The sequence below is a fragment of the Citrobacter sp. B72 genome (assembly GCF_016894305.1).
In the GTDB taxonomy this organism is placed as follows: domain Bacteria; phylum Pseudomonadota; class Gammaproteobacteria; order Enterobacterales; family Enterobacteriaceae; genus Citrobacter; species Citrobacter portucalensis.
In genome coordinates, this window is record NZ_CP069801.1 from 1,441,512 (window position 1) to 1,461,315 (window position 19,804).

Here is a 19,804-nt window from a genome sequence, read left to right on the forward strand (position 1 = left end):
TCCTGGGTTGAGGTATCTCTGAACACACCGGCACAGCTCTCTTTGCCACTTTATCTTCCTGACGACGAAACTTTCGCAAGTTTCTGGCCGGGGGATAACTCCTCTTTACTGGCTGCACTGCAAAACGTGCTGCGTCAGGAACATAGCGGGTATATTTATCTCTGGTCGCGTGAAGGCGCTGGCCGTAGTCATTTGCTGCATGCAGCCTGTGCGGAACTGTCCGCGCGCGGCGATGCGGTAGGCTACGTGCCGCTCGACAAACGCACCTGGTTCGTTCCCGAGGTACTCGACGGGATGGAGCATTTATCGCTGGTTTGCATTGATAACATCGAATGTGTGGCCGGCGATTCGCTGTGGGAAATGGCGATCTTTGATCTCTACAACCGTATCCTGGAGTCGGGGAAAACGCGTTTGCTGATCACCGGCGATCGTCCGCCAAGACAGCTGAATCTGGGGTTGCCGGATCTCGCCTCACGCCTGGACTGGGGGCAAATCTACAAGCTGCAACCGCTTTCCGATGAAGATAAGCTGCAGGCGTTGCAATTACGCGCCAGACTTCGTGGATTTGAACTGCCGGAAGATGTGGGACGTTTCCTGCTGAAGCGTCTGGATCGTGAAATGCGAACGCTGTTTATGACGTTGGATCAGTTAGATCATGCGTCGATCACCGCCCAGCGTAAGCTGACCATTCCGTTCGTAAAAGAAATTCTGAAGCTGTAAGCGCCGCAGCCGAGAAGACTGCGGCAGGTTGCAGGTTAACCGACGATTTCCAGTACCTGCTCAGGCGGGCGTCCAATTCGAGCCTGACCTTTGGCAACCACAATCGGGCGCTCCATCAGTTTCGGGTTTTCCACCATTGCCTGAATCAGCGCGTCTTCACTCAGATTTTTGTCCGCCAGGTTAAGCGATTTATAAAGATCCTCTTTCTGGCGCATCAGTTCACGCGCGCTGGACATGCCGAGCATCTGCAGCAGTTCACGCAGGGTTGCTGCGTCAGCCGGCGCTTCCAGATACAACACCACTTCCGGGTCCACGCCGTTGGACTTCAGTAATTCCAGCGTTTCACGGCTCTTGGAGCAGCGTGGGTTATGGTAGATTTTAATCGCGTCTGACATGACTTCTCCTTGCATAACAATACTGCCGGATGGCGGCCAAAAGACCTTATCCGGCCTACATATTGCGTCTGACGTAGGCCGGATAAGACGCTACAGCGTCGCCATCCGGCAAGGGTTCGATAATTACATCTTCGTGTACGGTTTAAAGCGTTCTTGCAGCTGGCGTAGCTGGTCAATACGGGCATCGTATCTGGCCTGCTGCTGGCTACCCAGTTTCACCTGAGAGCTTGCGCTGCTGAGCATCGAAATAGCCTGATCCAGACGTCCCGCGAGGGCATACCCCTCCGCGCGCGCCGCCAGCTCCTGATCGCGGTTGCTCAGGTTGGCTTCCGTTTGCGCTAACAGATCCCAGCCGTTAGGGTCATCTTTATGGTTAAACGTATAGCGATTCAGGATGGTCGCCGCCTCTTTGGCTTGTCCACCTTGTAAATAGGCATTCGCCAGGTTGAGCTGCAGAACCGGGTTAGTGCGCAGGTCGCGGGCGTTTTTCAGGCGGTTAATGGCATCACTGGTTTTCTTCTGGCCGAGATCGATATCCGTTGCCAGGTCGAGATACCAGGCATTGTTAGGATCTGCCGCCAGCAGCGGTTGCAGCGCTTTACGTGCCTCGTCGTATTTACTGGCTTCCATCGCCTGCAATGCCCGGCCATACTGCGCCGCACGTTGCTCACGTACGTTGCCTTTCGACCAGCTACTCAGCAGGTCATCGGTCAACTGGTTACGACCAGAGTTGTACATGCCTAAGGTTCGTGCCTTAGCCAGATAAAAATCTTCTGACGACTGGACGACCACCGGGCGCATCTGGTTGGCGCGGTTACGGGCATCAGACAGACGGCTTTCCGGCAGGGGGTGAGTCAGCAAAATTTCCGGCGGACGCGAAGAGTAACGAGCCTGGTCGAGCAGTTTTTCCAGGAACGTTGGCATGGCCTGGGGATCGAATCCCGAGCGTTGCAGCACCTGAATACCAATGCGATCTGCTTCCTGTTCGTTTTGCTGCGTAAAGCTGATCATTCCCTGACGTGTACCCGCCAGCGTACCGGTCAGCGCCGCCATACCCGCTTGCGGGCTGGCCATTGCTAATAAAATTGAACCTAATGCGCCAACCCACGTTAGCGGTGCGCTACGTTTCTGGTCTTCCATGGCACGCGCCAGGTGGCGTTGCGTGACGTGGGAAATTTCGTGCGCCATAACCGATGCCAGCTGGCTTTCGTTGTCGGAATAGCGGAATAGTGCGGAGTGCAGGACAACGTTGCCGCCAAAGAAAGCAAAGGCGTTGATTTCATCGTTGTTAATCAAAAAGAAGGTGAAGGGCGTTTTTACCGAGTCGGCGTGCGAGACCAGACGCATCCCCAGCGCATTAATGTATTGGGTGAGCAATGGATCGTTAATTAATGGCGCACTGCCGCGCAGTTGGCGTACGTAATAATCGCCCATCTGCATTTCCTGTCCTATGGAAAGCGTACTGCCTGCCGACGTTCCCATATCAGGCAGGGTGTCCGCAGTATCAGCAAATGCGGGCGCAACCTGACCGATAGTCAGTGCGGCAATGAGGGTAGCAACCAGGTTTTTTTTCAACTGCCTGAACATAACCTCTGTCCTGTATTCTTTTTTGAGATAGCCATTTGACCGATGCTGCGAAGTATCGTTCACACTCCGCAAGCTTACGGAGTGTAACTGCGAAACCTGACGATGAACACCCAGGAAAAATGTCTTTTCACTTTGCGTAATCAGCCATAAAAAGCGAAGTCTTTTTTGTGACATTTCGATACAATTCGGGATCGCAATCCCGCTATTGGGTTCATGGAAGGGTTTTATGCTCGAAATGTTGATGCAATGGTATCGTCGCCGCTTTAGCGACCCCGAAGCCATCGCCCTGCTGATTATTCTTGTTGCCGGTTTTGGCATCCTGTTTTTCTTTAGCGGTCTTTTGGCGCCGCTGCTGGTCGCCATTGTGTTGGCGTACCTGCTTGAATGGCCGACAGTGCGGCTGGAACATATTGGGTGTTCACGGCGTTGGGCGACATCGATTGTGCTGGTGGTATTTGTCGGTATTTTACTGCTGATGGCCTTTGTGGTGATGCCCGTTGCGTGGCAGCAGGGAATTTACCTGATCCGCGACATGCCCGGCATGCTCAATAAATTGTCTGATTTTGCCGCCACCTTGCCACGACGTTACCCGGCGCTGATGGATGCGGGCATCATTGATGCGATGGCGGAAAATATGCGCTCGCGAATGCTCACCATGGGCGATTCGGTGGTGAAATATTCGCTGGCCTCACTGGTCGGTTTGCTGACGCTGGCGGTTTACCTGGTTCTCGTCCCATTGATGGTGTTCTTCCTGATCAAAGATAAAGGCCAGATGCTGAACGCCGTGCGCCGGGTGCTACCGCGTAATCGCGGGCTGGCGGGACAGGTATGGAAAGAGATGAACCAGCAAATCACCAACTATATCCGCGGGAAGGTGCTGGAAATGGTGGTGGTCGGCGTAGCGACCTGGCTCGGCTTCCTGCTGTTTGGTCTCAACTATTCGCTGTTGCTGGCGGTGCTGGTCGGGTTCTCTGTGCTGATCCCGTATATCGGCGCTTTTGTGGTGACGATTCCGGTGGTTGGCGTGGCGCTGTTCCAGTTCGGGCTTGGCACTGAGTTCTGGAGCTGTTTTGCTGTGTACCTGATAATCCAGGCACTGGACGGCAATTTGCTGGTTCCCGTGCTGTTCTCCGAGGCGGTCAATCTGCATCCACTGGTGATTATTCTCTCCGTGGTGATTTTCGGCGGTCTGTGGGGATTCTGGGGCGTATTCTTTGCGATTCCTCTGGCGACGTTAATCAAAGCGGTAATGCATGCCTGGCCGGATGGTCAGGTCGTTGACGAACCCTAATCTGCAAGATCCGGCGATATCATGTCGCCGGATCTGAACTTGTCTGACCTCTATCCACACTTTCTGAATAATCTCTTCTGGTGTCGTTTTTCTCCGCGTTTGTCTTTAACTTGACCATCGTGATGTCTTTTAGTCACACAAGGATTAAGGCCAACAGGAGAACAAAATGGGTCACAGCACACACACGCAGCAAAAGGTGGGATGGGGCGGTTATCTCGCTTTTTTTATTACGATTATTCTTTTTTCCGGCATGTTTGCGAAAAGTACCGAATGGTGGCGGGTCTTTGACTTCACTGTCCTCAACGGTGCGTTTGGGCAGATTAATGCTGCGGGCGACACGGCGGTCTCTTTTCGTGGCACAGGGGGGATGGGGGCAAAAGACGGCTTCTTATTCGCGCTTGAACTGGCGCCTTCCGTCATTCTTTCGCTCGGGATTATTTCCGTCACCGAAGGGTTGGGTGGATTGCGCGCGGCACAACAGCTGATGACGCCGGTCCTGCGTCCGTTACTGGGCATTCCGGGTATTTGTTCGCTGGCGTTGATTGCGAATTTGCAAAATACCGATGCCGCGGCCGGGATGACCAAAGAAATGGCGGAAGAGGGCATTATCACAGAGCAGGAACGCGCTATTTTTGCCTGCTGGCAAACCAGCGGTAGCGCGTGCATTACCAACTATTTTTCTTCTGGCGCAGCGCTGTTTACGATGGTGACCGTTCCGGTGATTACGCCGCTGGCGGTGATCCTTGTCTTCAAATTTGTGGGTGCGAACCTGTTGCGTGTGTGGATCGCGCAGCTGGAAAATCGCCGTATGCAGCAGGAGGCGTGAGATGACAACACAGGTACGTAAAAACGTCATGGATATGTTTATCGATGGCGCACGGCGCGGGTTTACCATTGCAACAACCAGTCTGTTGCCTAACGTGGTGATGGCGTTTGTGATTATTCAGGCGCTGAAGGTGACAGGGCTGCTCGAGGTTGTCGGGCGGGTATGCGAGCCGGTAATGGCGCTGTGGGGGCTGCCGGGGGAATCTGCCACTGTGCTGCTGGCAGCGGTGATGAGTATGGGAGGCGGCGTTGGCGTGTGCGCCAGCCTGGTTGTCGCCGGTACGCTTTCGGGACATGATGCCACGGTGTTGTTGCCGGCTATCTACCTGATGGGAAATCCGGTGCAAAATGTGGGCCGTTGTCTGGGGACCGCGGGGGTTCATCCTCGTTATTACCCGCTAATTATTGCGGTATGCGTCATTAATGCTCTGCTCTCTATTTGGGTTATGCAGGTTATTGCCTGACAAGGAAGGTTATGAACTGTTCAATTCTTGATTTGACGTTGTTCCAGCAGGGACACGTGTATGCGCCTGAAGATTTAGGGCGACAGGATATACTGGTCTCTGGCAGCAAAATTGTTGCCATCGCCCCGTCAATTTCTCCTGAAGACTTTCCCGGTTGCGAGTGTATCAATCTTGACGGCGCGATTGTGTGCCCAGGATTTATCGATCAACACGTCCATCTTATTGGCGGCGGCGGGGAGGCGGGGCCGCATACCCGCACGCCGGAAGTGCGCTTGTCACGGCTGGTTGAAGCTGGCGTCACGTCGGTGGTGGGTTTGCTGGGTACCGATGGCATTACCCGTCACCCGGAATCGCTGCTGGCAAAAACCCGCGCGCTGGAGTTTGAAGGCATCAGCGCATGGATGCTGACCGGGGCGTATTCTCTGCCTTCCCCGACTATCACCGGCAGCATCGATCGCGACGTGGCGCTGATCGATAAAGTGATTGGCGTGAAGTGTGCGGTTTCGGACCATCGTTCTTCAGCCCCGGATACCTCGGCGCTGGCAAATATGGCGGCGCAGTCGCGTGTCGGCGGATTGTTAGGGCGCAAACCGGGGATCAGCGTTTTCCATATGGGCGACAGCCAGCGCATGCTGGAACCGTTGTACCAGATCCTTGACTGTTGCGATGTGCCGATTACTAAACTGTTGCCGACACACGTTAACCGTGCGGAACCGCTGTTCCAGGCGGCGCTGGAGTATGCCCGTAAAGGCGGTTATATCGACATTACCAGCAGCATTGATGAGCCCGTCGACCCGGCCACGGCTATCGCCACGGCGCTGCGCCAGAACGTGCCGCTGTCGCGCATTACCCTTAGCTCAGATGGCAATGGCAGCCAGCCGGAATTTGATGAGCTTGGCAATCTCACCGGCATCGGTGTCGCGGGGTTTGAATCACTGGCTGAGACGGTGCGCCAGTTGGTGAAGGTTCATGCCATACCGCTGGAACAGGCGCTGTGTCCGCTGACGCGTACGGTCGCAGAATTTTTGGCACTGGAGCATAAAGGGCGTCTGGCGGTGGGATGCGATGCGGACATTCTGGTGCTCAACGACGCGCTGGAAGTTCATCACCTGTGGGCGAAGGGAAAAGCCGTAGTCAGGGAGCAGAAAGCGTGTGTGAAAGGGACGTTTGAGTAACCGGGCGGTCATCTGCCGGATGTCGACGCTAACGCGCCTTATCCGGCCTACGTGCGTGCATTTGTAGGCCGGATAAGGCGTTCACGCCGCCATCCGGCATTTCACGGTCAGGCGTTCTCTTTCAGCCAATTCATTACCACGTCGTGGTGGTTGCTGGTTTTGAAGTCATCAAACACATGCTCAATTTTCCCTTCGGCATCAATCAGGAAGCTGATGCGGTGGATGCCATCGTAGGTTTTGCCCATAAATGACTTCTCACCCCAGACGCCGAACTGCTCGCAAACCTGATGATCTTCATCGGACAGGAGCGTGAAATTCAGGACTTCTTTCTCCGCGAATCGGGAAAGCTTCTCTGGTTTGTCGGTGCTGATCCCCAGCACTTCAACACCCGCTTTTTTTAACTCATCCATGTTATCGCGCAGGCCGCAGGCCTGTACGGTACAGCCGGGTGTCATGGCTTTCGGGTAAAAATAAACCAGAACACGCTGTCCCTGGAAGTCGGTTAAATTTACTTGTTCTCCGTCTTGATCCGGCAAGCTAAATTTCGGTGCGATATCACCGGCTTTCAGTGGGTTCATTACTTAACTCCATCCTGTTCATCATGCTGTGAGTAATTGACGACGTTAATACTGCCTTGCGCATTGAGTTCTGTACAGAGTGCTTTAAACGCATCTTCAATATTTGCCGAATCATGTGACGCAGGACTATGTGCGGTAATTTGAATAAACAACTGCGCCGCCTTTCCATTCTCAGCCGGTTGCGTGCGTGAAACCAGTTCCGCAATATTCATTTGGTGGCTGTCAAACAGAGCGGTGAAGCGTTCAATCAAGTGGGGAGAATCAGGGACATCGACCTGCACCCATACCGTAGCAGGCATCGCCGGACGGGGGCGCGCGGTCGTGCGCTTCATCACAATGAGTAAATCCAGCTCTGCGCCTTTCAATGGCAGGGTTGATTCAATCAGGGTGATGGCATTCCAGGTGCCCGACAGCAACATGATAAACGTGAACTCATCACCCAGCATGGCCAGTCGGCTGTCTTCGATATTACAGCCGCAACTGCTGACATGACGCGTGATGGTGTTCACAATTCCTGGGCGATCGGCACCCAGCGCAGTAATGACCAGATAGTGTTGCGATGACGATGTCAAACCTGTTCTTCCTTTGAGCGGTGAGGTAATCATAAGGAAAGCATAAAAAAAACATGCATACAACAATCAGAACGGCTCTGGTCGCTTGCTTTTATTGTCGTACCAAACGTACCATTGAGACACTTGTTTGCACAGAGGATGGCCCATGTTCACGGGAAGTATTGTCGCGCTTGTTACGCCGATGGATGAGAAAGGTAAAGTCTGCCGGTCGAGCCTGAAAAAACTGATTGATTATCATGTCGCCAGCGGCACCTCGGCGATCGTTTCTGTTGGCACCACCGGTGAGTCCGCCACCCTGAGTCATGATGAACATGGCGATGTGGTGATGATGACGCTGGAACTGGCTGACGGGCGTATTCCGGTGATTGCCGGAACCGGCGCCAATGCGACCGCGGAAGCCATTAGTCTGACGCAGCGTTTCAACGACAGCGGTGTTGTCGGCTGCCTGACGGTGACGCCTTACTACAACCGCCCAACCCAGGAAGGTTTGTTCCAGCATTTCAAAGCCATCGCTGAGCATACTGACCTGCCGCAAATTCTGTATAATGTGCCGTCCCGTACTGGCTGCGATATGCTGCCGGAAACCGTGGGTCGTCTGGCGAAAGTTAAAAATATTATCGCTATTAAAGAGGCCACGGGGAACTTAAGTCGCGTTCACCAGATCAAAGAGCTGGTTTCGGACGACTTTATTCTGCTCAGCGGTGATGACGCGACCGGACTGGATTTTATGCAGCTCGGTGGTCATGGCGTGATTTCCGTAACGTCTAACGTTGCGGCACGTGATATGGCTGAAATGTGCAAACTGGCGGCAGCCGGGCAATTTGCCGAGGCGCGGGTGATTAACCAGCGTCTGATGCCGTTACACAACAAACTATTTGTCGAACCCAATCCTATCCCCGTGAAATGGGCGTGTAAGGAGTTGGGACTTGTGGCGACCGATACGCTACGTCTGCCGATGACGCCAATCACGGACAATGCTCGTGAAATCGTCAAAGCGGCGCTTAAGCATGCCGGTTTGCTGTAAAGTTTAGGGAGATTTGATGGCTTACTCAGTACAAAAGTCGCGCCTGGCCAAGGTTGCGGGTGTTTCGCTTGTTATGTTGCTCGCGGCCTGTAGCTCTGACTCGCGCTATAAGCGCCAGGTGAGCGGTGATGAATCCTATCTGGAGGCCGCACCGCTTGCTGAGCTTCATGCTCCAGCTGGGATGATTTTGCCGGTTATGTCGGGCGACTATAATATCCCGGTAACCAACGGCAGTGGTGCCGTGGGTAAAGCGCTGGATATTCGTCCACCGGCTCAGCCGTTAGCATTAGTCACCGGTGCTCGCACACAGATCGCGGGTGATACGTCGACATTACTGGTGGAAAACGGTCGTGGCAACACACTGTGGCCGCAGGTCGTTAGCGTCATTCAGTCTAAAAACTACACGATCACCAAACGTGATGATGCCAGCCAGACGTTGACCACCGACTGGGTTGACTGGAACCGTCTGGATGAAGACGAGCAGTACCGTGGACGTTATCAAATCTCGGTTAAACCGCAGGGCTATCAGCAAGCGGTAACGGTGAAACTGGTTAACCTCGAGCAGGCGGGTAAACCCGTAGCCGATGCGGCATCAATGCAGCGTTACAGCGCTGAGATGATGAACGTTATCTCTGCTGGTCTGGATAAGAACGCCACCGACGCCGCGAATGCCGCGCAGAACCGCTCTGCAGCCACCATGGATGTTCAGAGCGCCGCCGATGACACCGGTTTACCAATGCTGGTGGTACGTGGACCGTTCAACGTGGTGTGGCAGCGTCTGCCGGCAGCGCTTGAGAAAGTGGGGATGAAGGTAACCGACAGCACCCGTTCTCAGGGCAGCATCGCGGTGACCTACAAACCACTGTCCGATAGCAACTGGCAGGAGTTGGGCGCAAGCGATCCGGGTCTGGTATCCGGCGACTATAAACTGCAGGTCGGTGATTTAGACAACCGCAGCAGCTTGCAGTTTATCGATCCGAAGGGGCATACCCTGACGCAAAGCCAGAACGACGCGCTGGTCGCCGTCTTCCAGGCAGCGTTCAGTAAGTAAAAATAAAGGGCTGGATAACTCCAGCCCTTTTTTTCTGATATGATACGCAAACGTGTGCGTCGGCAGAAAAACGCAATATTTATCGTTAATTCACACCCAGGAGTAATAAAGATGCAAAAGCAAGCTGAGTTGTATCGTGGTAAAGCGAAGACCGTATACAGCACGGAAAACCCGGACCTGTTGGTGCTCGAATTCCGCAATGATACGTCAGCAGGGGATGGCGCGCGCATTGAACAGTTTGACCGTAAAGGCATGGTGAACAACAAATTCAACCATTTCATTATGACTAAACTGCAAGAAGCGGGTATTCCTACCCAGATGGAGCGACTGCTTTCTGATACCGAATGTCTGGTGAAAAAACTGGAGATGGTACCGGTTGAATGTGTGGTACGTAACCGCGCGGCAGGCTCTCTGGTTAAGCGTTTAGGCGTTGAGGAAGGTATTGAACTGAATCCGCCGCTGTTTGATCTGTTCCTGAAAAACGATGCTATGCACGATCCAATGATTAACGATTCCTATTGCGAAACTTTTGGTTGGGTGAGCAAAGAGAATCTGGCGCGTATGAAAGAGCTGACCTACAAAGCTAACGACGTGCTGAAAAAGATGTTTGATGATGCTGGTCTGATTCTGGTCGACTTCAAACTTGAGTTTGGTTTGTATAAAGGTGAAGTGGTCCTGGGTGATGAATTCTCACCGGACGGTAGCCGCCTGTGGGACAAAGAAACGCTGGATAAAATGGACAAAGATCGCTTCCGCCAGAGTCTGGGCGGCCTGATCGAAGCCTATGAAGCCGTCGCGCATCGCCTGGGTGTGAAGTTAGACTAATCTTCCCCTGAGCCGGCGATCGCTCTCCGGCTCATTAACCCCACCTGATTTGATTACTATTTCTTATGGTAATCCTGTTCCGAACCGCCTACGATCATCATCATAATGAATAAAAAGTTGAGGTGATTATGCGCTGGCAAGGGCGTCGTGAAAGTGACAATGTGGAAGACAGACGAAACAGCTCTGGCGGCGGCCCCTCTATGGGTGGGCCCGGTTTTCGTCTGCCCAGTGGTAAAGGCGGCATCATCCTGCTGATTGTGGTGCTGGTGGCGGGTTATTATGGCGTGGATCTCACCGGGCTAATGACTGGCCAGCCGGTCTCCCAACAGCAATCATCACGCTCCATCAGCCCAAACGATGATGAAGCGGCAAAATTTACCTCGGTGATTCTGGCTACAACAGAAGATACTTGGGGACAGCAGTTTGAAAAAATGGGCCGCACCTACCAACAGCCGAAGCTGGTGATGTACCGGGGCGCGACGCGTACCGGCTGCGGTGCGGGTCACTCCGTGATGGGGCCGTTTTATTGCCCGGCAGATGGTACGGTTTACATCGACCTTTCATTCTATGACGACATGAAAAACAAGCTGGGCGCTGATGGTGATTTTGCTCAGGGCTATGTTATCGCCCATGAAGTGGGTCATCACGTGCAGAAACTGCTGGGCATTGAACCTAAAGTTCGTCAGATGCAGCAGAATGCCTCACAGGCAGAAGTGAACCGTCTTTCCGTTCGAATGGAACTGCAGGCAGACTGCTTTGCCGGTGTCTGGGGCCACAGCATGCAGCAGCAGGGCGTACTGGAGTCTGGTGACCTGGAAGAGGCACTGAACGCCGCACAGGCCATTGGTGACGATCGTCTGCAACAGCAGGGACAAGGACGCGTAGTACCGGACAGCTTTACTCACGGAACCTCTGAACAGCGTTTTACCTGGTTCAAACGCGGTTTTGACAGCGGCGATCCGGGGCAATGTAATACTTTTGGTAAAGGTATTTAAGACTCTGTGGCAGGGATGTCCGATAACACGGCGCTGAGCGCGTTAACCGAACAAATGACCCACGAAGGGATCCGTCGTCTGCTGATTATCAGCGGCGAGGATAACTGGTGTCAGGAACAGGCATTAGCGCTACGTAGCACGTTACCCGGCGACTGGCTGTGGGTAGGGGAGCAAGCCCCTACCGAGCCGTGCTGTACGCCGCAGGCGCTAAAAACATTATTAGGGCGCGAGTTTCGTCATGCGATTTTTGACGCCAGGCAAGGTTTTGACGCTGCGGCGTTTGCCGCCTTAAGCGGCACACTGCTTGCTGGCAGTTGGCTGGTATTGCTGACCCCACCCTGGCATTCCTGGCACACACATCCGGACGCGGATTCACTACGCTGGAGTGATTGTGCTGAACCGATCCCTACACCGCACTTTATTGAGCACGTCAAACGGGTGATTTCCCGCGATAGACAGGCTCTGCACTGGCAACAGCATCAGCCGGTTGCCTGTCCGCATTTTCCTGCTCGCGCAGCCTGGCACGCGGCAACCGGCGAACCCCAGCCAGAACAGGCGATGATATTAAATTATTTGCTGGCTATGCCTCCCGGTGTGGTTGCGGTGACGGCCGCACGGGGTCGGGGCAAGTCCGCTCTGGCAGGGCAACTCATAGCGCGGATTAACGGCACTGCGATTGTGACAGCGCCTGCCAAAGCGGCAACCGATGTGCTGGCGCAATTTGCCGGAGAGCGTTACCGTTTTATGGCCCCGGATGTGCTGTTAAGCAGTTCTGCAATCGCAGACTGGCTAATTGTGGATGAAGCCGCCGCGATCCCCGCGCCGCTGCTGCACCAACTGGTTGCGCGTTTTCCTCGTACGCTGTTAACCACTACAGTACAAGGCTACGAGGGTACGGGGAGAGGCTTCTTGCTGAAATTCTGTGCTCGCTTCCCCAACCTTCAACGCTATGAGTTGCAGCAACCGGTACGCTGGGCGCAGGGATGTCCGCTGGAGCAAATCGTCAGCGATGCGCTGGTGTTTGATGATGAAACGTTCACGCATGCCCCATTGGGGGAGCTTCACTTCTCGGCATTTGAGCAACAGTCCTGGCATGCTAATCCGGCGCTGCCGTTAGCGGTATACCAGCTGCTTTCTGGCGCGCATTATCGCACCTCGCCATTGGACCTGCGGCGGATGATGGACGCGCCTGGTCAGCATTTTCTTCAGGCATCAACCGCTGACTCCGTAGCGGGAGCCGTCTGGCTGGTCGATGAAGGGGGACTATCCGCGGAATTAAGCCAGGCTGTCTGGGCCGGATATCGTCGACCGAGAGGGAATCTGGTTGCGCAGTCGCTGGCGGCGCACGGTGGCGACCCGTTGGCGGCGACGCTCGTCGGGAGACGGGTCAGTCGAATTGCGGTTCATCCTGCGCGCCAAAGAGAAGGTATTGGGCAACAGCTGATTATGCTGGCCTACCGCTATTCCACATCGTATGACTATCTGTCGGTCAGTTTTGGGTATACGGCTGAACTATGGCGTTTCTGGCAACGTTGCGGTTTTGTGCTGGTGCGAATGGGAAATCATCGGGAAGCCAGCAGCGGCTGTTATACCGCCATGGCGTTACTTCCCATTAGCGAAGCGGGGAAACGCCTTACCGAGCGGGAGCACCAGCATTTGCGCCGTGATGCGGAAATCCTTGCTCGATGGAACGGTGAGAGCATTCCGCTGGTCCCGCTGAAAGAGACTACGCTTAATGAGGATGACTGGGCTGAGCTGGCCGGGTTTGCCTTCGCGCATCGGCCATTATTGACGTCGCTAGGCTGTCTGAGTCGTCTGCTTGAGCACAGTGAGTTACCTCTTCCGGCCTTGCGCGGACGCATCCAGGCTAAACGTAGCGACGCCGAATTGTGTCAACAGCTCAAGATTTCTGGTCGTAAAGCGTTGCTGGTCATTCAGCGCGCCGAAGCGGCGCAGGCATTAAATCAGCTGGATGCAGAGCGTGAACAGCGGCTACATAATCGCATTATGCAATGGCAATTTTTTCACTAACTTCTTCAATTTCCTGGCATGGTCATTGCGGTTAAGCGGCGTAGAATGATTCTCATCAGTTAAGGAGATCGCCATGAAACATGACCATTTTGTTGTTCAAAGTCCCGATAAACCCGCTCAACAGCTACTGCTGCTGTTTCATGGCGTCGGCGATAACCCGGTTGCCATGGGCGAAATCGGCTCCTGGTTTGCGCCGCTGTTTCCGGATGCGCTAATCGTTAGCATTGGTGGAGCAGAGCCTTACGGAACGACGTCCGGACGTCAGTGGTTTTCGGTGCAGGGCGTAACAGAAGAGAATCGTCAGGAACGTGTTGACGCCATTATGCCGGTGTTTATCGAAACCGTGCGCTACTGGCAGAAGCAAAGCGGCGTTTCGCCGCAGGCAACCGCGCTGATTGGTTTTTCTCAGGGTTCAATTATGTCACTTGAGAGCATCAAAGCTGAGCCGGGGCTGGCATCGCGGGTCATCGCCTTCAATGGCCGCTATGCCACCTTGCCAGAGGCTGCAACCACCGCGACGACGGTGCATTTGATTCACGGTGGTGAAGACCGGGTAATTGAGTTATCTCATGCTGTTGCCGCGCAGGAAGCGTTAATTCGCGCCGGTGGGGATGTGACGCTGGATATCGTCGAAAATCTGGGGCACGCCATTGATGAACGCAGCATGCAGTTTGCGCTCGATCATCTGCGTTTTACCGTACCGAAGCACTACTTTGATGAAGCGCTGAGCGGCGGTAAGCCTCACGATGATGATGTGATTACCATGATCTGATTGATCACCGTAGGCCGGATAAAACGCGAAGCGTTGCCATCCGGCACGTAATGCCCGGTGGCGCTAACGCTTACCGGGCCTACGGGACTTATCGGCCTACTAATTATTTCTTCGGTTGGTCCTTATTCGGCCAATCGTCGTCGTCGTCCCATTTATCGTTAAAGTCACGATGCGGGGGAAGCTCCGGCTTGTTGGCAAGAAATTTCTTGTGATCGACGCGCTTGAGATCTTTAATCACGTTCAGCAGCACGCCTACCAGAAACACCAACACCAGAATCCACCAATATTTTGCCAGCCAGTCCATGCTCATTTCCTCTTACAGGAACACTCATCAGGCGACGAGTTGCTCCATGATACGTTGATACATACGGGCAAGCAGCTGCAGGTCGGCGGCATTAACACATTCATTAATTTTATGAATAGTGGCGTTGACCGGCCCAAGTTCTACTACCTGCGCCCCCATGCGGGCAATAAAACGCCCGTCGGACGTCCCGCCTGTAGTCAGTAACTGCGGTTTAATCTCATTATAGTGCTCAATGGCGTTCACCACTGCATCCACCAGTTTACCGCGTTCGGTCAGGAACGGCTGACCGGAAAGCCACCAGTCGACGGTATAACGCAGCTGATGTTTCTCCAGCAGCGCGTGAACCCGTGCTTTAATCATCTCATCGGTCAGCTCAGTGCTGAAACGGAAGTTGAACTGGATAAACAGTTCTCCAGGGATAACGTTGTTGCTTCCGGTTCCAGCCTGGATATTGGCAATCTGCATGCTGGTCGCCGGGAAGAATTCGTTACCCTGATCCCACTCGATCGCCACCAGTTCGTTGAGCATGGGGGCCGCGCGGTGTACCGGGTTATCTGCCAGATGCGGATAGGCTACGTGGCCCTGCACGCCGTGAATGGTCAGGTTGCAGGTCAGTGAACCACGACGTCCATTTTTCACCACGTCGCCAACGATTTCCGTGCTGGATGGCTCACCCACCAGGCAATAATCCAGTCGTTCATTACGCGACATCAGCGCTTCAACCACCTTCACGGTGCCGTTTTTGGCGCTGGCTTCTTCGTCAGACGTTATCAAAAAGGCCAGACGACCCTGATGGTTTGGATGCTGGGCGACAAAACGTTCTGCGGCCACGACCATCGCCGCCAGTGAACCCTTCATATCGGCAGCGCCACGCCCGAACAACATGCCATCGCGAATGGTCGGTTCGAACGGTGGATTGATCCAGCGATCGACATCGCCGGCAGGCACTACGTCGGTGTGACCGGCAAATGCCAGGGTCTCACCTTTACCGCGCCATGCCCAAAAATTCTGTGTGTCACCAAAGTCCATTCGCTCAACGGTAAAACCTACCGCGCGCAGGCGTTCAATCATTAACGCCTGGCACCCGGCATCATCCGGGCTCAGGGAAGGACGGCGAATAAGCTGCTGTGTCAGCTCAATGACCGGGCACGACATAGACTACACCTCATTAAAAAACAGAGTATAACTGGATTCACTGAAACCAAGCAGCATAGGCTTACCCGGCGCGCAGAGCAATGGGCGTTTGATAATTGCTGGCATTTCAATCATCAACGCGGCGGCGGAAGCCGCATCGGTGATTTGACTGCGCGTGGATTCATCGAGTTTACGCCAGGTGGTTCCACGCGTATTGAGCAGCGCCTCCCAACCTAATTCGCTGATAAAGGACTGTAAGAGCGTGTTGTCCAGACCGTCGACGCGATAATCATGAAAGCGGTAGTCAATACCTTGAGCCTCCAACCAGCGTCTGGCTTTTTTAATCGTGTCGCAATTCTTAATGCCGTAAAGGGTGATCATTTGAATCCTTATTGACGTAACTTGAATATTTATTCTTTTATTCTGTGGCAATGAATAATACATATTGTCATTCAATCGTTATAGAAAAATATAACATTGTTGAACAACAGTGAATAATGATTCCTGAAAGCTCCAAAAAATACCGTATAACTAAAAATCAGAATCTGCCTGTTTGCATCAGCCTGTTTTTCCATCAGAATTGCGAAAGTAGTAGATGATGTATGAATATTTCAAAATATTGCAGTAAGTCACATAAAATTTATGGGTATAGCGCATAGTGATCACATAAACCCCAAACACTGGAGGAATCAATCGCAACCATCGGTTAAATTGCCTTCTTTTAATGATGATGATTTCGTAGAATGCCCATAATAATAAGAGAGGTTGTTATGATTGAACGTGAACTGGGGAACTGGAAAGATTTTATCGAAGTGATGCTTCGTAAATAATTTTCTGGAAGAAATTCATATCCTGTAAAGGATAAAAAAAGGCGACTCAACGTAAGTCGCCTTTTTTGTGTCCGATTATTCTGGGCGTGGCTTCAATGGGAAGCGTCTGCGCACCAGCACAAAGAACAGGGGAACGAAGTAAATCGCCAGGATAGTGGCTGAAATCATCCCGCCCATTACGCCAGTCCCCACCGCATGTTGACCGCCGGAGCCAGCGCCACTGCTGATGGTCATCGGCAGCACCCCGAAGATAAACGCCAGTGACGTCATCAGAATTGGGCGTAAACGTTGGCGACAAGCATGGAGCGTGGCGTCGAGCAGATCGTGTCCTTTCTCGTTCATCTCATTGGCGAATTCAACAATCAATATTGCGTTCTTCGCCGATAGCCCGATAACGGTAAGTAACCCGACCTGGAAATACACATCGTTTTCCAGGCCGCGCATCCAGGTCGCCAGTAGCGCACCAATGACCCCCAACGGCACGACCAACATGACGGAGAAGGGTACCGACCAGCTTTCGTACAGTGCCGCCAGACACAGGAACACGACCAGCAGAGAAATGGCGTACAGGGCAGGGGCCTGAGAGCCAGATAGCCGTTCCTGATAAGACATCGCAGTCCATTCGAGGCCAAACCCTGTCGGTAACTGGCGCACCAGCGATTCCATTATGTCCATTGCCGTACCGGTACTGACGCCAGGCGCGGCTTCGCCGACAATCTCGACCGCGGAGTAGCCGTTATAGCGCTCCAGACGTGGTGAACCGGTTTCCCAGCGTGAAGTCGCAAAGGCCGAGAAAGGCACCATGCCACCGTTGTTATTGCGGACGTACCACAAGTTAATGTCGTCCGGGAGCATGCGATATTTTGCTGCCGCCTGCACGTAAACCTTCTTCACGCGACCCCGGTCCATAAAGTCATTGACGTAGCTGGAACCCCAGGCCGTTTGCAATGTGTCGTTGATGTCGTCGATGGAAACGCCCAGCGCCTGGGCTTTGCGCTGATCGATATCAATTTGCAACTGTGGGCTGTCGTCCAGACCGTTATGACGAACGCGGGTCAGGGACGTGTCTTTCCCTGCCAGCTCAATGAGTTTGTCGCGCGCGGCCATTAACGCATCATGGCCCGCACCGGCGTGATCCTGCAGCTCCATATCGAAACCGGCAGAGCTTCCGAGGCCGCTGATAGCCGGAGGGCTGCTGGCGAAGACGCGGGCTTCTTTAATCTTATTAAAGGCTTTGGTCGCACGTTCGATGATGGCGAAAGAGGTCCCGGTAGTGGTGTCGCGCTCATCCCAGTCTTTTAAGCGGACAAACATACGTGCCACGTTTTGACCGTTCCCGCCAGGGCCAGAACCGACCGTGGAAAAGACTGACATAATGTTGTCTTTCTCATGGGTGAAGTAATACTTCTCCACTTCCTCAACCACTTTCAATGTTTGCTGCTGTGTGGAGCCGCTGGGCAACTGTACCGAGGTGGTAAACATGCCGCGGTCTTCCAGTGGCAGGAAGGAGGTTGGCAGGCGCAGGAACAGGAAAACCATTCCGCCGAGCAGCAGGCCGTAGATCAGTATCCAGCGCAGGCTGCGGTGCAGAATTCTGGCGACGCCTTTTTCGTAGCGCTCGGCGTTGCGATTAAACATCCGGTTAAACCAGCCGAAGAAACCGGTTTGTCCGTGATGCTCGCCCTTATGCAGCGGTTTGAGCAGGGTGGCGCACAGAGCGGGGGTCAGGATCATCGCCACCAGAACAGACAGCACCATCGCGGAAACAATAGTAATCGAGAACTGGCGGTAAATAGCCCCGGTAGTGCCGCCGAAGAAGGCCATCGGGATAAACACCGCTGACAGCACCATGGCGATACCGACCAGCGCACCCTGGATTTGTCCCATCGATTTCCGTGTCGCTTCCCGCGGTGAGAGTCCTTCCTCACTCATAATACGCTCGACGTTTTCCACAACCACAATGGCGTCATCGACCAGCAGACCGATCGCCAGCACCATCGCAAACATCGTCAAGGTGTTAACGCTATAGCCAAAGGCGTAAAGCACGGAGAAGGTACCCATCAGGACGACGGGAACGGCGATGGTGGGAATCAGCGTGGCGCGGAAGTTTTGCAGGAACAGGTACATCACGAGGAATACCAGTGCAATAGCTTCCAGAAGGGTTTTTACCACGTCGATGATTGAGGCTTTAACAAAGGAGGTGGTTTCATACGCCACCTTATATTCCAGCCCGTGCGGAAAATATTGTGACAGCTCGTTCAAACGGTTAATGACCAGCGTTGCTGTCGCCATTTCATTGGCGCCTGAAGCCAGCTTCACGCCCAGGCCGGAGGCAGGATTTCCATTAAAGCGGCTGAGGTAATCATACTTTTCAGCACCCATTTCGACCGTTGCCACATCGCCCAGTTTAACTTCTGAACCATCCTGGTTGACGCGTAGCGTAATGGCGCGGAATTCATCCGGAGTCTGCAGTAGCGACTGGGCGTTGATCGTCGCGTTCAGCGCCTGCTTGTCCACCGAAGGCGTACCGCCAAGTTGTCCGACGGCAATCTGCGCATTCTGTGACTCGATAGCATCGGTCACATCTTTAGCGGTCATCTGGAAACTGTTCAGTTTGGCCGGGTCAAGCCAGATACGCATGGAGTACTGTGAGCCGTAAGCGTCAATATCCCCCACGCCGTTAATACGGCTGAGCGGATCCTGAATGTTACTGGCGACGTAGTCGGCGATGTCCTGCTTATCCATTGAGCCATCGGTGGAGACAAAGGCGATAGTCAGAATATTGGTGTCCCCGGTCTTACGCACCGTAACTCCCTGATCCTGTACCGCCTGCGGCAGTTTACGCATTGCCGATTGCAGCTGGTTTTGCACCTGCTGGACGGCCTCGTCAGGATCGGTTCCGGCAACAAAGCTCAACGTAACCGTAGCCTGACCTGTCCCGCTGCTCTGCGATGACATGTACATCAGGTTATCGAGACCGGTCATGTTCTGCTCGATAACCTGGGTGACGGTGTTTTCCAGAGTCTGAGCCGAGGCGCCAGGATAGTTGGCGGTGACCCGCACGTTTGGCGGTGCCAGATCGGGATATTGCTCAACGGGCAGTGAAAAAATAGCCAGGGCTCCTGTCAGGCACAACAGGATAGCTAACACCCAGGCAAAAATGGGGCGATCGATGAAAAAATTCGCCATTAAAAGAGGACCTCGTGTTTCTGCGTATCGTTATGGGTATGG

20 protein-coding genes are annotated in these 19,804 nt (G+C 53.7%); 12 read left to right on the top strand and 8 right to left on the bottom strand.

Translation table 11 applies throughout. From position 1 onward, the window contains the following. Positions 1-18: 18 nt before the first annotated feature. Positions 19-720: a DnaA inactivator Hda gene (locus JQN59_RS06800; RefSeq protein ID WP_211924219.1), complete on the top strand. Its 702-nt coding sequence runs from the start codon at positions 19-21 to the stop codon at positions 718-720. 35 nt (positions 721-755) lie between these two features. On the opposite strand, the gene arsC is transcribed toward JQN59_RS06800, so the two are convergent. Then, the gene (gene arsC, locus JQN59_RS06805) at positions 756-1,115 is read right to left on the bottom strand and encodes an arsenate reductase (glutaredoxin) (RefSeq protein ID WP_125112684.1); all 360 of its coding nucleotides are present in this window, start codon (positions 1,113-1,115) and stop codon (positions 756-758) included. A 123-nt stretch (positions 1,116-1,238) separates the two neighbouring features. Then, positions 1,239-2,702: a beta-barrel assembly-enhancing protease gene (gene bepA / locus JQN59_RS06810; protein ID WP_008785438.1), complete on the bottom strand. Its 1,464-nt coding sequence runs from the start codon at positions 2,700-2,702 to the stop codon at positions 1,239-1,241. 226 nt (positions 2,703-2,928) lie between these two features. Here bepA and JQN59_RS06815 point away from each other — a divergent pair, with 226 nt between their 5' ends. The 4 genes from JQN59_RS06815 (at position 2,929) to iadA (ending at position 6,457) form a co-directional block, all read left to right on the top strand. After that, positions 2,929-3,993: an AI-2E family transporter gene (locus tag JQN59_RS06815; RefSeq protein WP_003037941.1), complete on the top strand. Its 1,065-nt coding sequence runs from the start codon at positions 2,929-2,931 to the stop codon at positions 3,991-3,993. A 166-nt stretch (positions 3,994-4,159) separates the two neighbouring features. Beyond that, complete coding sequence (locus JQN59_RS06820; RefSeq protein WP_032944189.1) at positions 4,160-4,819, top strand: nucleoside recognition domain-containing protein; 660 nt, start codon at positions 4,160-4,162, stop codon at positions 4,817-4,819. Position 4,820: 1 nt separating this feature from the next. Continuing rightward, a complete protein-coding gene (locus JQN59_RS06825) occupies positions 4,821-5,282 on the top strand; it encodes a YjiG family protein (RefSeq protein WP_003835099.1) in 462 nt (153 codons plus the stop codon). Between the two features lie 11 nt (positions 5,283-5,293). Further along, on the top strand, positions 5,294-6,457 hold the full coding sequence (iadA, locus tag JQN59_RS06830) for a beta-aspartyl-peptidase (protein ID WP_048224985.1): 1,164 nt from the start codon (positions 5,294-5,296) through the stop codon (positions 6,455-6,457). A 107-nt stretch (positions 6,458-6,564) separates the two neighbouring features. On the opposite strand, the gene bcp is transcribed toward iadA, so the two are convergent. Together bcp and JQN59_RS06840 are read right to left on the bottom strand one after the other, a co-directional pair. After that, positions 6,565-7,035 carry a thioredoxin-dependent thiol peroxidase gene (gene bcp / locus JQN59_RS06835; protein WP_003835095.1) on the bottom strand — a complete coding sequence of 157 codons (471 nt, stop codon included), beginning with the start codon at positions 7,033-7,035 and terminating at the stop codon, positions 6,565-6,567. After that, entirely contained in the window at positions 7,035-7,607 is a 573-nt protein-coding gene (locus tag JQN59_RS06840; protein ID WP_003037954.1) for a glycine cleavage system transcriptional repressor, read from the bottom strand. Before JQN59_RS06840 ends, bcp begins: the two co-directional genes overlap by 1 nt. A 145-nt stretch (positions 7,608-7,752) precedes the next feature. On the opposite strand from JQN59_RS06840, the gene dapA reads away from it, so the two are divergent. From dapA to ypfH, 6 genes are all read left to right on the top strand, one after another. Further along, positions 7,753-8,631, top strand: coding sequence for a 4-hydroxy-tetrahydrodipicolinate synthase (gene dapA, locus JQN59_RS06845; protein WP_003037957.1), 879 nt, complete (start codon positions 7,753-7,755; stop codon positions 8,629-8,631). 16 nt (positions 8,632-8,647) lie between these two features. Continuing rightward, entirely contained in the window at positions 8,648-9,682 is a 1,035-nt protein-coding gene (gene bamC / locus JQN59_RS06850) for an outer membrane protein assembly factor BamC (RefSeq protein WP_003835088.1), read from the top strand. Positions 9,683-9,793: 111 nt separating this feature from the next. Beyond that, positions 9,794-10,507, top strand: coding sequence for a phosphoribosylaminoimidazolesuccinocarboxamide synthase (gene purC / locus JQN59_RS06855; protein ID WP_003835086.1), 714 nt, complete (start codon positions 9,794-9,796; stop codon positions 10,505-10,507). A gap of 128 nt (positions 10,508-10,635) precedes the next feature. Beyond that, the gene (gene ypfJ / locus JQN59_RS06860; RefSeq protein ID WP_149607877.1) at positions 10,636-11,502 is read left to right on the top strand and encodes a KPN_02809 family neutral zinc metallopeptidase; all 867 of its coding nucleotides are present in this window, start codon (positions 10,636-10,638) and stop codon (positions 11,500-11,502) included. Between the two features lie 15 nt (positions 11,503-11,517). Further along, the gene (locus tag JQN59_RS06865; protein ID WP_149607878.1) at positions 11,518-13,533 is read left to right on the top strand and encodes a tRNA(Met) cytidine acetyltransferase TmcA; all 2,016 of its coding nucleotides are present in this window, start codon (positions 11,518-11,520) and stop codon (positions 13,531-13,533) included. 73 nt (positions 13,534-13,606) lie between these two features. Then, complete coding sequence (ypfH, locus tag JQN59_RS06870) at positions 13,607-14,305, top strand: esterase (RefSeq protein ID WP_008785432.1); 699 nt, start codon at positions 13,607-13,609, stop codon at positions 14,303-14,305. A gap of 103 nt (positions 14,306-14,408) precedes the next feature. Here ypfH and JQN59_RS06875 read toward each other — a convergent pair whose 3' ends face one another. Genes JQN59_RS06875 through JQN59_RS06885 form a run of 3 tightly spaced genes read right to left on the bottom strand, consistent with a single transcriptional unit; the run spans position 14,409 to position 16,124 of the window. Continuing rightward, positions 14,409-14,609, bottom strand: coding sequence for a YpfN family protein (locus JQN59_RS06875; protein WP_003835080.1), 201 nt, complete (start codon positions 14,607-14,609; stop codon positions 14,409-14,411). Positions 14,610-14,636: 27 nt separating this feature from the next. Then, positions 14,637-15,764, bottom strand: a complete 1,128-nt coding sequence (dapE, locus tag JQN59_RS06880; RefSeq protein ID WP_048215799.1) for a succinyl-diaminopimelate desuccinylase — start codon at positions 15,762-15,764, stop codon at positions 14,637-14,639. Positions 15,765-15,767: 3 nt separating this feature from the next. Beyond that, positions 15,768-16,124 (bottom strand): ArsC family reductase, encoded by a 357-nt coding sequence (locus tag JQN59_RS06885; protein WP_003835078.1) that lies wholly within the window; start codon positions 16,122-16,124, stop codon positions 15,768-15,770. Positions 16,125-16,513: 389 nt separating this feature from the next. Here JQN59_RS06885 and ypfM point away from each other — a divergent pair, with 389 nt between their 5' ends. After that, positions 16,514-16,573 (top strand): protein YpfM, encoded by a 60-nt coding sequence (gene ypfM, locus JQN59_RS06890; protein WP_001386977.1) that lies wholly within the window; start codon positions 16,514-16,516, stop codon positions 16,571-16,573. 75 nt (positions 16,574-16,648) lie between these two features. Here the strand turns inward: ypfM and acrD are convergent, their stop codons facing one another. Next, positions 16,649-19,762, bottom strand: coding sequence for a multidrug efflux RND transporter permease AcrD (acrD, locus tag JQN59_RS06895; RefSeq protein ID WP_048215800.1), 3,114 nt, complete (start codon positions 19,760-19,762; stop codon positions 16,649-16,651). Between the last annotated feature and the right edge of the window lie 42 nt (positions 19,763-19,804).